Below are 12,181 nucleotides of genomic sequence, written 5' to 3'. Positions count from 1 at the left end.
TTGCTCACCTCTCCTCAAATACAATCGCGTGGTTCGGACATCCGGCAACACACTGCGGCGTGCCGTCTGCATTCTTGGTGCACAGCTCACACTTCTGTACTGCGCCTGCCTCGGAGGTGCTGATGCAGCCATACGGACAGGAGAGAACACAGGTGTAGCAGCCGACGCACTTATCGGAGTCGATGGAAATCACACCGTCCTGAATGGAGAGTGCGCCGGAAATACAGCCCTTGACACACAGCGGGTTGTCACAGTGACGGCAGGAAACAGCGAAGTTGATGCTGTCGCCTTCCTCTACGCGGATGCGCGGGGCGATGGTCTTGCCCTTGAGCGCTTTTGCCATGTCGTCGATGCCGGAATTGGCAAACGCACAGTTGTATTCACAAAGATGGCATCCAAGACACCATTTCTCATTTACATATACTCGTTTCATCTGGTAAGTCTGCCTCCCTTATTCACCGGCGTGCTTGATGCCGAGGATTTCCAGTTCCTTTTCGTTGAGGCCGATGCCGCGGAGCATCAGGCGGTTGCCGCGCAGAGCCTCGATGGAGTTGATGCCCATGCCGCCCATCATCTCGCGGATCTCATGACCCCAGGCGGTGAGCAGGTTAATCAGGCGTTCGGAACCGATGTCCGGATTCAGGCGTTTTACCAGTTCGGGGCGCTGGGTTGCAATGCCCCAGTTGCACTTGCCGTTCTGGCAGGTGCGGCACAGATGGCAGCCGAGCGACAGCAGGGCAGCGGTTGCGATGTAAACTGCGTCCGCGCCGAGTGCAATCGCCTTGACGATGTCTGCCGAGTTGCGGATGGAGCCGCCGATGACGATGGAAACATTGTCGCGGATGCCCTCGTCTCGCAGACGCTGGTCAACTGCTGCAAGCGCAAGCTCGATCGGGATGCCGACGTTGTCGCGGATGCGGGTTGGAGCAGCGCCCGTGCCGCCGCGGAAGCCGTCGATGGCGATGATGTCAGCGCCGGAACGCGCAATGCCGGAGGCGATTGCCGCGACGTTGTGAACCGCGGAAATCTTGACGATAACCGGCTTCTTATATGCGGTTGCTTCCTTTAAAGAATACACCAGCTGGCGCAGATCTTCAATAGAATAAATATCGTGATGCGGTGCCGGGGAGATGGCATCCGTGCCTTCCGGGATCATACGGGTGCGGGAGATATCCGCCGCGACCTTGGCGCCCGGCAGGTGTCCGCCGATGCCCGGCTTTGCGCCCTGGCCGATTTTGATTTCGATTGCGGCGCCGGCATCCAGATAATCCTTTTCAACACCGAAACGACCGGATGCAACCTGAACGATGGTGTTGCCGCCCCACTTGTAGAAGTCCTCATGCAGGCCGCCCTCACCGGTGTTGTAGTAGGTGCCCATCGCCTTGGAAGCGCGTGCCAGAGACTCATGTGCGTTGTAGCTGATGGAGCCGTAGGACATTGCGGAGAACATGACCGGAATGTCGAGCTCCAGACGCGGCGACAGGTTCGGGATGATCTTGCCGTTTTCATCGCGTTCAATCGTGGTCGGCTTCTTGCCGAGGAAGGTGCGGATTTCCATCGGCTCACGCAGCGGGTCGATGGACGGGTTGGTAACCTGAGAAGCGTTGATCAGGATCTTATCCCAGTAAATCGGGAAGTCCTTCGGGTTGCCCATAGAAGACAGCAGGGTGCCGCCGGAATTTGCCTGACGGTAGACCTCCTGAATGGTCTCGCCGGTCCAGTTTGCATTTTCGCGGAACTGATGGTTGGTCTTGGTGATCTTCAGTGCGCGGGTCGGACACAGGGAGACGCAGCGGTGGCAGTTGACACATTTGCTCTCGTCGGAGACCATTTTCTGAAGATCGGTATCAAAGTGATGTACTTCGTTCGCGCACTGGCGCTCACATACCCGACAGGCGATGCAGCGGTCCGGATTGCGCAGAACTTCGAACTGGGGATATAAATACTCAATAGCCATGATGGATTATTCCTTTCCTTGCGCGTCTTCGTTTAAGGTTACAATAACCGGCTCGCCGCCGCGCGGCGCCCAGATCTTATCCAGCTCCGGCTGGATGACGCGGATTGCCGCTTCCTCGGAGGCGATATAGACGTCTTCGCCCTTTTCACCGACAACCATGGAGCGGAGCTTCAGGCGGTCGTTGAGCGCCATCACGCCGCCGGTGAAGCCGAGCATGATGGAGAACGGGCCGTTGATGAGCAGGCCTGCGAATGCGTCGCGCAGGTAGGTATATTCTGCCTTCTGCTCCGGTGGCATCTTTTCGATGGTGGACCAGAACGGAGCGGCGACAACATGTGCAGCCTCCTCCAGCGTCAGGCCCTTTCTGCGGATCAGGTAATCAAAGATATAGGTAATCGCCTCGGTATCGGTCAGCAGGTCACATTTGTAGCCGTGCATCTCGATGGAACGGCGGTTTGCATCATAAGAGGAAATTTCGCCGTTGTGGACGATGGTGAAGTCGAGCATGGCAAACGGATGTGCGCCGCCCCACCAGCCGGGGGTGTTGGTCGGGTAACGGCCGTGTGCCGTCCAGGAATATGCTTCATATTCTTCCAGGCGGTAGTACAGGCCGACATCCTCCGGGAAGCCGATGGCCTTGAATACACCGCAGTTCTTGCCGCTGGAGAAGACGTAAGCGCCCTTGAATTTATGGTTGATGTTGGTGACACAGCGGACAACGAATTCGTCCTCGGACAGCTGGGTTTCAATCAGCTTATAGCGGCGCGGTACAACAAAGTAGCGCCAGATCAGCGGCTCGTCCGTAATGGACGGGTGCTTGCGGGTGGGGATGCGGGACATGGATGCGATTTCAAAGTGCTCCTCGAGGAACTTCTCGCAGACATCCTTGACGGACGGATCATCGTAAAACAGATGGAACGCATAGCAGTCCGCGTATTCCGGATAGATGCCGTAGGCCGCGAAGCCGCCGCCCAGGCCGTTGGAACGGTCATGCATCGTGGAGATGGAGCGGATGATTTCGGTGCCGTCCGTCCGGCGGCCGTCCTTGTGGAAGATGCCCGAGATCGCACATCCCGAAGGGATATGGTATTGACCTTCTTTTAGCATGGTAGATTCCTCCTAATATTACTTCACATTATCAATAGGATACGAGTCTGTGTACTGAATGATGTCTCTGCCGCATAGGATATACATATATTATTGTATACCGTAAGAAATACACCGTTGTATTGATACGAAAAGCCGGGAGCATGCCCCGGCAGTGCCGCAAAAACAAAAAGGCGTTCATTCCATAACATACCGGCCACGCGGCCTCTGTGCTATGGAATGAACGCCATTGTTCATTGCACTTATTCTATAATAAAGGTCGGGAAACGTCAAGCACTTTGCATAAGAAAAGTGAGTGATTTTGTAGATTTCATACAACCTGCATAGAATCTCTACTCAAAAAGGAGCATGAATGGGGCAAAATAGTAAAACTTGACCAGATTTGGAGTAAAGTTTTAAAAATTGAGTTGACAGATTCGGAACCGGAGGATATAATAGACAGCGTAAACAGCAAAGGCGCTGTGGATGTTCAAATCCGCGGCGCCATTTTTATTACTCGGGTAGAGATCTTAAGTAGTATAATCTAATTAAGAAGCAGTACGATTCTAATTCAAAAGATACATTGCATGGAGGTGCGTTGTACAATGGTTAACATTCCGGAGATATTCGCCGAGAACGTATTTAATGAAAACGTAATGCGCGACAAGCTGCCGAAGGAAGTCTTCAAGAAGCTGATGAAGACCATCGACCTCGGCGAGCCGCTCGACGTAAGCATTGCAAACGTCGTTGCGAACGCAATGAAGGATTGGGCGGTCGAGAAGGGCGCCACCCATTACACCCACTGGTTCCAGCCGATGACCGGTATCACCGCGGAGAAGCATGACTCCTTTATCACCCCGACTGCGGGCGGCAAGGTCATCATGTCGTTCGGCGGCAAGGAACTGATTCAGGGCGAGCCGGATGCATCCTCGTTCCCGTCCGGCGGCCTGCGCGCAACCTTCGAGGCACGCGGCTATACCGCATGGGATCCGAGCTCCTATGCCTTTGTCAAGGACGGCACCCTGTACATCCCGACTGCATTCTGTTCTTATACCGGCGAAGCGCTGGATAAGAAGACCCCGCTGCTGCGCTCCATGGACGCGATCAGCAAGCAGGCATGCCGCGTGATGAAGCTGTTCGGCAAGGACGTCAAGCGCGTTACCACCACCGTAGGTCCGGAGCAGGAATACTTCCTGGTTGACAAGAAGTATTACGACCAGCGCAAGGACCTGATCTTCACCGGCCGCACCCTGTTCGGCGCAATGAGCCCGAAGGGTCAGGAGATGGAAGATCATTACTTCGGCACCATCAAGCCGCGCATCGCCGCATTCATGGCTGACCTCGACGTTGAGCTGTGGAAGTACGGCTTGCTGGCTAAGACCAAGCACAACGAGGTTGCACCGGCACAGCATGAGGTCGCACCGATCTTCTCCACCACCAACATTGCAACCGATAACAACCAGCTGCTGATGGACATCGCAAAGAAGGTTGCCCTGAAGCACGGCATGGTTTGCCTGCTGCATGAGAAGCCGTTCGACGGTGTCAACGGCTCCGGCAAGCACAATAACTGGTCGATGTCCACCGATATGGGCGAGAACCTGCTGAATCCGGGCAAGGATCCGAAGGACAATGCACAGTTCATGCTGATTCTGACCGCTGTCATCACTGCGGTTGACAAGTATGCGAAGCTGATGCGTCTGTCGGTTGCTTCCGCAGGCAATGACCATCGTCTGGGCGCAAACGAAGCACCTCCGGCCATTGTTTCCGTATTCCTCGGCGACGAGCTGGAGCGCGTCGTCCGGGACATCATCGACGGCGGCGAGTCCGCAGTCGGCGGTCAGGCTAAGATTGAGCTCGGCGTTACCACCCTGCCGGTATTCCCGAAGGACAACACCGACCGCAACAGAACCTCTCCGTTTGCGTTCACCGGCAACCGTTTTGAGTTCCGTATGCCTGGTTCTTCCCAGTCCATCGGCTGCATCAACATGATGCTGAACACCGCAGTTGCTGACGTATTCAAGGACTTCGCTGACGAGCTGGAAGGCGCAGAAGACTTCCAGAAGGCTCTGAATGCTCTGATTAAGCGTGAGCTGACTGCACATCAGCGCGTTATTTTCAACGGCAACGGCTATGATGACAGCTGGATTGAAGAAGCTGAGAAGCGCGGCCTGCCGAACCTGCGCAGCACGCCGGAAGCACTGGCTGCATACGATGAGTTCGTTGACCTGTTTGAGGAGACCGGCGTTCTGAGCGAGGCTGAGCTGAAGTCCCGTCAGGAGATCCTGCTCGACGAGTACGCAAAGACCATTGCAATCGAGTCCCGCACCATGGTTGATATGTCCAAGAAGGACATTCTGCCGGCAGTTTCCAGCTATGTCAAGGAGCTGTCCGACATCGCGTGCAACAAGAAGACGCTGGGTCTGAATGCGGATCTGGAAATCAAGCAGATCGAGAAGCTGTCCGCTCTGGCATCCGATGCCTACGACAAGACCGCTGCACTGGAAGAGGTTATCGCAGGTGCGGCTGATGTCGAGGGTGCACAGAACGCCGCAAACTATGAGCATGAGACCGTCATCCCGGCAATGGATGCCCTGCGTGCAGTTGCCGACGAGATGGAAGTCAACACGGCTGAGAAGTACTGGCCGTTCCCGGCATACGACAAGCTGCTGTTCGGCATCTGATTTCTCACGACACATAAACGTATCATTCAATATTGTTTCTGACACAATGGCGTGTACACAGTCCCCCGATCATGGGGGAGGTGTATACGCCTTTTTTTCTATGGCTGCATACAGGCGCATCTGTGCATTAGGGAGCACAGATATGCCGGTTTGTACGATATAAATTTCTTGATAAAGGGGAATATTCAACATGGATACCACTTCGATTATGAGTGTTCTGGCGGATCATGCAGCCGCCATTGACACCTCGTGGACCCTGCTTGGCGCTGCCCTCGTATTCTTCATGCAGGCAGGCTTTGCAATGGTAGAGACCGGCTTTACCCGTGCAAAGAACGCCGGCAACATCATCATGAAGAACCTGATGGACTTCTCGCTCGGCACTCCGATTTACTGGCTGTTTGGCTTTGGTATTATGTTCGGCGGCACTGGCGCTCTGATCGGTGGCTTCGACTTTATGACCAACGGCGGCGACGGCGGCTACACCACCCTGATTTTCCAGACGGTGTTCTGTGCAACCGCTGCTACCATCGTTTCCGGTGCAATGGCTGAGAGAACCAAGTTCTCCTCCTACTGCATCTATTCCATGATTATCAGCGGCATTGTCTATCCGGTTTCCGGACATTGGGTCTGGGGCGGCGGCTGGCTTGCACAGATGGGCTTCCATGATTTCGCAGGCTCCACGGCGGTACACATGGTCGGCGGCGTTGCAGCTCTGATCGGTGCTGCATTCCTTGGCCCGCGTATCGGCAAGTTTGGCAAGGACGGCAAGCCGAAGGCAATTCCGGGTCACTCCCTCACCCTCGGTGCACTGGGCTGCTTCATCCTGTGGTTCTGCTGGTTTGGATTCAACGGTGCTTCCACCGTTGCTATGACCGACGGCGCATACGAGACCGCATCTTCTGTTTATGTTACCACCAACCTGGCGGCTGCTGTTGCAACCGTTACCGTTATGTGCATTACCTGGATCCGTTATAAGAAGCCGGATGTCTCCATGACCCTGAACGGCTCTCTGGCAGGTCTGGTAGCAATCACTGCGGGCTGTGACATGGTCACCCCGTTCGGCGCTGCGGTCATCGGCATCTGCGCAGGCTTCGCTGTTGTATTCGGCATTGAATTCGTTGAAAAGGTTCTGAAGATCGACGACCCGGTCGGTGCTGTTGGCGTACACTGCATCAACGGCGCACTGGGCACCATCCTGACCGGCCTGTTCGCTGTTGACGGCGGCCTGTTCTATGGCGGCGGTGCACACTTCCTGCTGGTTCAGATTCTCGGTGTCGTTGCAGTAGCTGCATGGGTTGCAGTTACCATGATCATCGTATTCTGGGTCATCAAGCACACTGTAGGTCTCCGCGTAAGCGAAGAAGAAGAAATCCGCGGTCTCGACATCATGGAACATGGCCTGACCTCCTCCTATGCTGACTTCATGCAGATTCCGACGGTCAATGGCCTGTATAAGCCGGAAGGTGAGTATGCTCCGGTAACCAATCCGGTTCCGGTTGCTGAGGCTATCCCGGCAACGGAGGTTCCGTCCACCGGCGAAGACGGACACAAGCTGTCCAAGGTTGTTGTCATCTGCAAGCAGTCCCGTTTTGAGGACCTCAAGAATGCTCTTGAAGAGATCGGCGTAGCTGGTCTGACCATGACCAACGTCCTCGGCTGTGGCGTAGAAAAGGGCGCGACCGAGTTCTACCGCGGCGTTCCGGTCAACGCAACCCTGCATCCGAAGATCAAGCTCGAGATGGTTGTCAGCCGTGTACCGGTTGAACAGGTTGTTGATACCTGCCGCAAGGTTCTTTATACCGGCCATATCGGCGACGGCAAGATCTTCATCTACGATGTACAGAATGTCATCAAGGTTCGTACCGGCGCGGTCGGCTACGATGCTCTTCAGTACGAAGACTAATCAGATTATCATCCTTCTATCAATCCCTAATACATGTTCAAGGCAGAGACCCGTACCGCTTCGGCGGCGCGGGTCTTTCGCTGTTGTAATTGGACAGGCGGCGTATTATAATAAAAAGGACTTTTAACTGGAGGATTTGCAATGAAAAAACGATGGCTTGGCGCCGTGGCAGCCGCTGTGCTCATGGCGGCGGTGCTGGCGGGCTGCGGGCAGAAGGAAGTTTCACAGGATTTTTATGCGATGGATACCGCAATGAATATCCGGGCATACGGTTCCCATGCACAGGATGCGATCAACCAGTGCGTGCAGTATATCAACGGACTGGAGCAGGATATTTCCCGCACGCAGGAGGACAGTGAGCTCTATGCACTCAACCACGCGGACGGCAAACCGGTGGAGCTGTCCGAACAGACGGCGGATGTGCTGGGACAGGCACTCCGGCTTGCGGAGGAAACGGAGGGATGCTTTGACCCGACGACCGCGCCGCTGTCTGATCTGTGGGGCATCGGCACAGAACAGGCGAAAGTTCCCGCGCAGGCAGAGATTGACGAGGCGCTGGCGCTGGTCGGCTATCAGCGTGTACAGCTCGACGGAACGTCTGCATCGCTTCCCGCAGGCGCACGCATTGACCTCGGCGGTATCGGCAAGGGCTATGCCGCCGACCATGTCGCACAGCTGCTGCGCGATGCTGGCATCAAGCAGGCGGTCATTACGCTCGGCGGAAATATTTATGTCCTCGGGGAGAAGGAGGACGGCGTGCCATGGACAGTCGGCATCACCGACCCGGACAATCCGGGCGACTATTTTGCGACGCTCAGCGTCAGTGATACCAGTATTGTAACCAGCGGCGACTATGAGCGCTATTTTGAGCAGGACGGCAAGCGCTACTGTCATATTTTCGATCCGAAAACCGGTTGGCCCGCCGAGACTGACCTGCGCAGTGTGACCGTGGTTTCCGCATGCTCGACAGAGGCGGACGCCTACACGACCGCGCTGTTTGTCATGGGCTATGACCGGGCACGGGCATTTTGCGAGGAACATGATATTGAGGCAATTTTTGTCCGGAACGATCAGACCGTCTATGTCACAGACGGTCTCAGGGACAAATTTTCCCTGACCAGCTTGGAGTATACCTATGAAGAATAAAATTCCGCTGAAGGCGGGGGATTTTGTCATTTTTGCCGCGATTATCGCGCTGGCATGCGGTATCTGGATTCGGTTGGCATTGATGCAGACCGACCAGACCTATGGCGAGATTCTGGTGGATGGCGAGCTGTACCGGCAGATCAAGCTCGGCGGAACAGAGCAGGAAACCATCGCATTTGAGGGCCGCACAGGCGAGGTCACGATTGAAATCGACGGCGACCGCATGCGCTTTGTTTCATCTCAGTGCCCCGATCATACATGCGAACGCACCGGCTGGATTTCGCGTGTCGGACAATCCGCCGTGTGCCTGCCCAATCGGGTCATGATAAAAATTACCGGAAGCAATCCGGACGGCGTGGATGCCGTCGCGCAGTGACAGGAGGGCGCATGAACAAGACAAAACGCATCGCGCTGTGCGGGATGCTGACAGCGCTGGCGCTGGCATTGTCGCTCGCGGAGCGCATGATCCCGCTGGAATTTCTCATCCCGATTCCGGGCATCAAGCTCGGGCTTGCAAATGTTGTGACGATGTTTGCCCTGCTGTTCCTGACACCGAAGGAGGCGTATGCAATTTTATTTTGCCGCGTCGTGCTCGCGGCGCTGTTTGCCGGCAGCATCACACAGCTGCTGTTCAGTCTGGTCGGCGGCACGCTCGCATTGACGATGACCTGGCTGCTGCTGCATAAGCAGAACAAATGGTTTTCTTTTTACGGCATCAGTGCGGCGTCGGCGGCGATGCACAACATCGGGCAGGTGCTTGCGGCGATGCTGGTCATGCAGTCGGCAGATGTCATCGCATACCTGCCCTTGCTGCTCATTTCGGCAATCCCAATGGGCTTTGTCACCGGTGCGATTCTGGATGTACTGCAAAAACATATGCGACATTTGAAGCTGACGGAATGAAAGGAAGAAAGATGGACATCCTTACCATAATGAAATCAGACAGGCCATACAGTGCATCAAATTTTGATATGCCAACGCAACTGCAAAAAAAGGCCAAGCGCCTGTGCTGGGAATACAATATGTGCTGCCCGGACGACGAGGCCAAACGCGCAGAGCTGTTGAAGCAGCTGTTCGGCACCTGCCATCCGCTGACATTCATCCAGCCGGCATTCCAGTGCGATTACGGATTCAATATCCATACGCACGGTCTGACGGTGGTCAATCACAATGTCGTCATTCTGGACACTTCGCCGGTGTATATCGGTGCAAACGCTTTTCTCGCGCCGGGCGTATGCCTCTCCTGTGTTGGACATGCGATGGATGCGGAGCAGCGCGCGCAGGGTATTCTGACCTCTGCGCCCATCACGCTGGAGGATGATGTCTGGATCGGCGCGAATGTGACGGTCTGCGGCGGTGTGACGATTGGAAAGGGAAGTGTCATCGGCGCAGGCAGCGTTGTGACGCGCGACATTCCGGCGGGTGTCGTCGCGGCGGGAACGCCGTGCCGGGTGCTGCGTCCCGTGACGGAAAAAGACCGGGTCGAACCGGTTACGGTGTGACAAAACAGTTCGGATATCCTGTTTTGCCGTTTCCTGTATAAAATCCTGTGCATATCGGAAAACTAAAGGCAAATTTCAGCCTTTGGAGGTAATATGCATGAAAAAAAGAATGGGTGCACTGTGCCTGTCGCTTGCGCTGCTGTTGACGATGCTTGCAGGCTGCGGCACGGCGAATACAACAACGAACGGCACGACAACTGGCAGCGGCTCTGGCGTCGTCGATGGCAACAACGACGGCATTGTGGGAAATGACGGCACCGGTTACGACAACACTGGTGTGAACGGCGCCACTGGCAGCGGTTACACGGACGGCACCGGCACGGTTGTCGATGGCAACGGAACCGGTACGGTATCCGGTGACGTGAGAAGTGCGGTGGATGATGTTGGACGCGCCGTTGAGGACGGTGCGAATGCGGTCGGCGATGCTGTAACCGGCAATAACGCCACGACCAATAACGCTGCGACCAACAATGCCAATACGGCAAACAACACAACCGCCAACCGGTAAACAGCAATAAAGAAGCCCGTGTTCGTGAGAACACGGGCCTTTCTGCGTGGAGATACAATTACGGGTTTTCGCCGAGTGTGACCTTGTAGCCGTTGTTTTCGATGGCATGCATCAGTGCTTCACCGTGCTCCTTGCCGCCGACTTCGCAGACGACATGGACAATCGCCTCGTCGATGTCGAGGTTTGCGTTGACGCGGTCATGCTGGAACATGATGATGTTCGCGTTCTGCGATGCAATGATGCCGGCGAGACGCTCAAGCGAGCCGGGAACATCCGGCATGACGATGGAGAACTTCATGTGGCGGCAGCGGGTGACGAGACCCTTTTCGACGATGCGGTGGATGAAGCTCACATCAATGTTGCCGCCGGACAGCAGGCAGACAACCTTTTTGCCGCTGAAGTCATATTTGCCGGACAGCAGTGCGGCGAGGGAAGAGGCACCTGCCGGCTCGACAACCTGCTTGGTGCGCTCGAGCAGCAGCAGGATGGTGGATGCAATGTCATCATCCGATACAGTAATCATGTCATCGACAAAGGCATTGATGTGTTCCATCGTTTTCGTGCCCGGGCACTTGACCGCAATGCCGTCGGCAATCGTGTGGACGGATTCGGACGGATGGATGCCGTCCTGATGGAATGAATTTGCAATGGCCGGAGCGCCCTCTGCCTGTACGCCGATGACCCGGATGCGCGGGTTGATCTGCTTGACACAGGCCGCGACACCGGACAGCAGTCCGCCGCCGCCCGCCGGAACAAGGATGACATCGACGGCCGGAAGATCGCGCAGAATCTCAAGGCCGATGGTGCCCTGACCAGCCATGACATCTTCGTCGTCAAATGGATGGATGAACGTCGCGCCGGTCGCCTCGACGATTTCCATCGCCTTGGCATAGGCATCATCATAGCACGAGCCGGAGAGCACGACATTCGCGCCGTAGCCGCGTGTCGCGGAAACCTTTGCAATCGGCGTGGAGCGCGGCATGCAGATGGTTGCCGGGATGCCGATGCTGTTTGCTGCGAAGGCAACGCCCTGCGCATGGTTGCCCGCGGAGGAGGCGATGACAGAGGTCAGCTCGCCGCTCTCGTACAGCTTCATAATTTTGTTATATGCACCGCGCACCTTAAAGGAGCCGGTCTTCTGCTGGTTTTCACACTTGAGGTAAACTTCTGCGCCGGTCATGCCGGAAAACGTGGTAGAAGAGGCAAGCGGAATATAATGAACGACTGGCTGTAAGCGCTGCGCCGCCTCGTCAATGTCTTTGATGCTGATCATGGATACTTTGGTTCCTCCCAGAAAAAATATGCGAGTAAATAAGACTGTAATATTGTAGCACTGCGTCCGGATGATTGCAAGCGCATGCACGAGATTCTGTGCGTTTCAGTTGTATTTCACCGGTT

The 12,181-nt window shown here is 55.6% G+C and carries 11 protein-coding genes; 7 read left to right on the top strand and 4 right to left on the bottom strand.

Features of this window, described 5'->3' with window-relative positions; translation table 11 throughout:
* Positions 1-4 precede the first annotated feature (4 nt).
* Genes ACLM7Z_RS01095 through ACLM7Z_RS01085 form a run of 3 tightly spaced genes read right to left on the bottom strand, consistent with a single transcriptional unit; the run spans position 5 to position 3,064 of the window.
* Positions 5-433 (bottom strand): 4Fe-4S dicluster domain-containing protein, encoded by a 429-nt coding sequence (locus tag ACLM7Z_RS01095; protein WP_087021085.1) that lies wholly within the window; start codon positions 431-433, stop codon positions 5-7.
* A gap of 18 nt (positions 434-451) precedes the next feature.
* Positions 452-1,957: a glutamate synthase-related protein gene (locus ACLM7Z_RS01090; protein WP_087021082.1), complete on the bottom strand. Its 1,506-nt coding sequence runs from the start codon at positions 1,955-1,957 to the stop codon at positions 452-454.
* Between the two features lie 6 nt (positions 1,958-1,963).
* Positions 1,964-3,064, bottom strand: a complete 1,101-nt coding sequence (locus ACLM7Z_RS01085) for a class II glutamine amidotransferase (protein ID WP_087021079.1) — start codon at positions 3,062-3,064, stop codon at positions 1,964-1,966.
* A 584-nt stretch (positions 3,065-3,648) separates the two neighbouring features.
* On the opposite strand from ACLM7Z_RS01085, the gene ACLM7Z_RS01080 reads away from it, so the two are divergent.
* The 7 genes from ACLM7Z_RS01080 to ACLM7Z_RS01050 all read left to right on the top strand — a co-directional run bounded on the left by ACLM7Z_RS01080 (position 3,649) and on the right by ACLM7Z_RS01050 (position 10,783).
* Positions 3,649-5,724 carry a glutamine synthetase III gene (locus ACLM7Z_RS01080; protein WP_273349106.1) on the top strand — a complete coding sequence of 692 codons (2,076 nt, stop codon included), beginning with the start codon at positions 3,649-3,651 and terminating at the stop codon, positions 5,722-5,724.
* A gap of 190 nt (positions 5,725-5,914) precedes the next feature.
* Positions 5,915-7,627 (top strand): ammonium transporter, encoded by a 1,713-nt coding sequence (locus ACLM7Z_RS01075; protein WP_435645473.1) that lies wholly within the window; start codon positions 5,915-5,917, stop codon positions 7,625-7,627.
* A 141-nt stretch (positions 7,628-7,768) separates the two neighbouring features.
* Positions 7,769-8,773: an FAD:protein FMN transferase gene (locus ACLM7Z_RS01070; RefSeq protein WP_435645472.1), complete on the top strand. Its 1,005-nt coding sequence runs from the start codon at positions 7,769-7,771 to the stop codon at positions 8,771-8,773.
* Entirely contained in the window at positions 8,763-9,149 is a 387-nt protein-coding gene (locus ACLM7Z_RS01065; protein ID WP_087021070.1) for a NusG domain II-containing protein, read from the top strand. The genes ACLM7Z_RS01070 and ACLM7Z_RS01065 overlap by 11 nt, the downstream gene beginning before the upstream one ends.
* An 11-nt stretch (positions 9,150-9,160) precedes the next feature.
* Complete coding sequence (locus ACLM7Z_RS01060; protein WP_242969854.1) at positions 9,161-9,676, top strand: Gx transporter family protein; 516 nt, start codon at positions 9,161-9,163, stop codon at positions 9,674-9,676.
* A gap of 11 nt (positions 9,677-9,687) precedes the next feature.
* The gene (locus ACLM7Z_RS01055; RefSeq protein WP_087021067.1) at positions 9,688-10,275 is read left to right on the top strand and encodes a sugar O-acetyltransferase; all 588 of its coding nucleotides are present in this window, start codon (positions 9,688-9,690) and stop codon (positions 10,273-10,275) included.
* A gap of 97 nt (positions 10,276-10,372) precedes the next feature.
* Positions 10,373-10,783, top strand: a complete 411-nt coding sequence (locus ACLM7Z_RS01050) for a hypothetical protein (protein WP_087021065.1) — start codon at positions 10,373-10,375, stop codon at positions 10,781-10,783.
* Positions 10,784-10,841: 58 nt separating this feature from the next.
* Here the strand turns inward: ACLM7Z_RS01050 and ilvA are convergent, their stop codons facing one another.
* Positions 10,842-12,053, bottom strand: coding sequence for a threonine ammonia-lyase (gene ilvA, locus ACLM7Z_RS01045; protein ID WP_087021283.1), 1,212 nt, complete (start codon positions 12,051-12,053; stop codon positions 10,842-10,844).
* Positions 12,054-12,181: the final 128 nt, after the last annotated feature.

This window comes from Butyricicoccus porcorum (assembly GCF_051246315.1).
GTDB lineage: Bacteria > Bacillota > Clostridia > Oscillospirales > Butyricicoccaceae > Butyricicoccus_A > Butyricicoccus_A porcorum.
This window is presented reverse-complemented; position numbering and strand designations above follow the sequence as displayed.

Excerpts from the sequence above, each read along its gene's own strand:
- ACLM7Z_RS01060 (WP_242969854.1), top strand. The coding sequence starts at position 9,161 with ATGAACAAGACAAAACGCATCGCGCTGTGCGGGATGCTGACAGCGCTG.
- ACLM7Z_RS01075 (WP_435645473.1), top strand. The coding sequence starts at position 5,915 with ATGGATACCACTTCGATTATGAGTGTTCTGGCGGATCATGCAGCCGCC.
- ACLM7Z_RS01065 (WP_087021070.1), top strand. The coding sequence starts at position 8,763 with ATGAAGAATAAAATTCCGCTGAAGGCGGGGGATTTTGTCATTTTTGCC.
- ACLM7Z_RS01085 (WP_087021079.1), bottom strand. The coding sequence starts at position 3,064 with ATGCTAAAAGAAGGTCAATACCATATCCCTTCGGGATGTGCGATCTCG.
- ACLM7Z_RS01070 (WP_435645472.1), top strand. The coding sequence starts at position 7,769 with ATGAAAAAACGATGGCTTGGCGCCGTGGCAGCCGCTGTGCTCATGGCG.
- ACLM7Z_RS01050 (WP_087021065.1), top strand. The coding sequence starts at position 10,373 with ATGAAAAAAAGAATGGGTGCACTGTGCCTGTCGCTTGCGCTGCTGTTG.
- ACLM7Z_RS01080 (WP_273349106.1), top strand. The coding sequence starts at position 3,649 with ATGGTTAACATTCCGGAGATATTCGCCGAGAACGTATTTAATGAAAAC.
- ACLM7Z_RS01090 (WP_087021082.1), bottom strand. The coding sequence starts at position 1,957 with ATGGCTATTGAGTATTTATATCCCCAGTTCGAAGTTCTGCGCAATCCG.
- ACLM7Z_RS01095 (WP_087021085.1), bottom strand. The coding sequence starts at position 433 with ATGAAACGAGTATATGTAAATGAGAAATGGTGTCTTGGATGCCATCTT.
- ACLM7Z_RS01055 (WP_087021067.1), top strand. The coding sequence starts at position 9,688 with ATGGACATCCTTACCATAATGAAATCAGACAGGCCATACAGTGCATCA.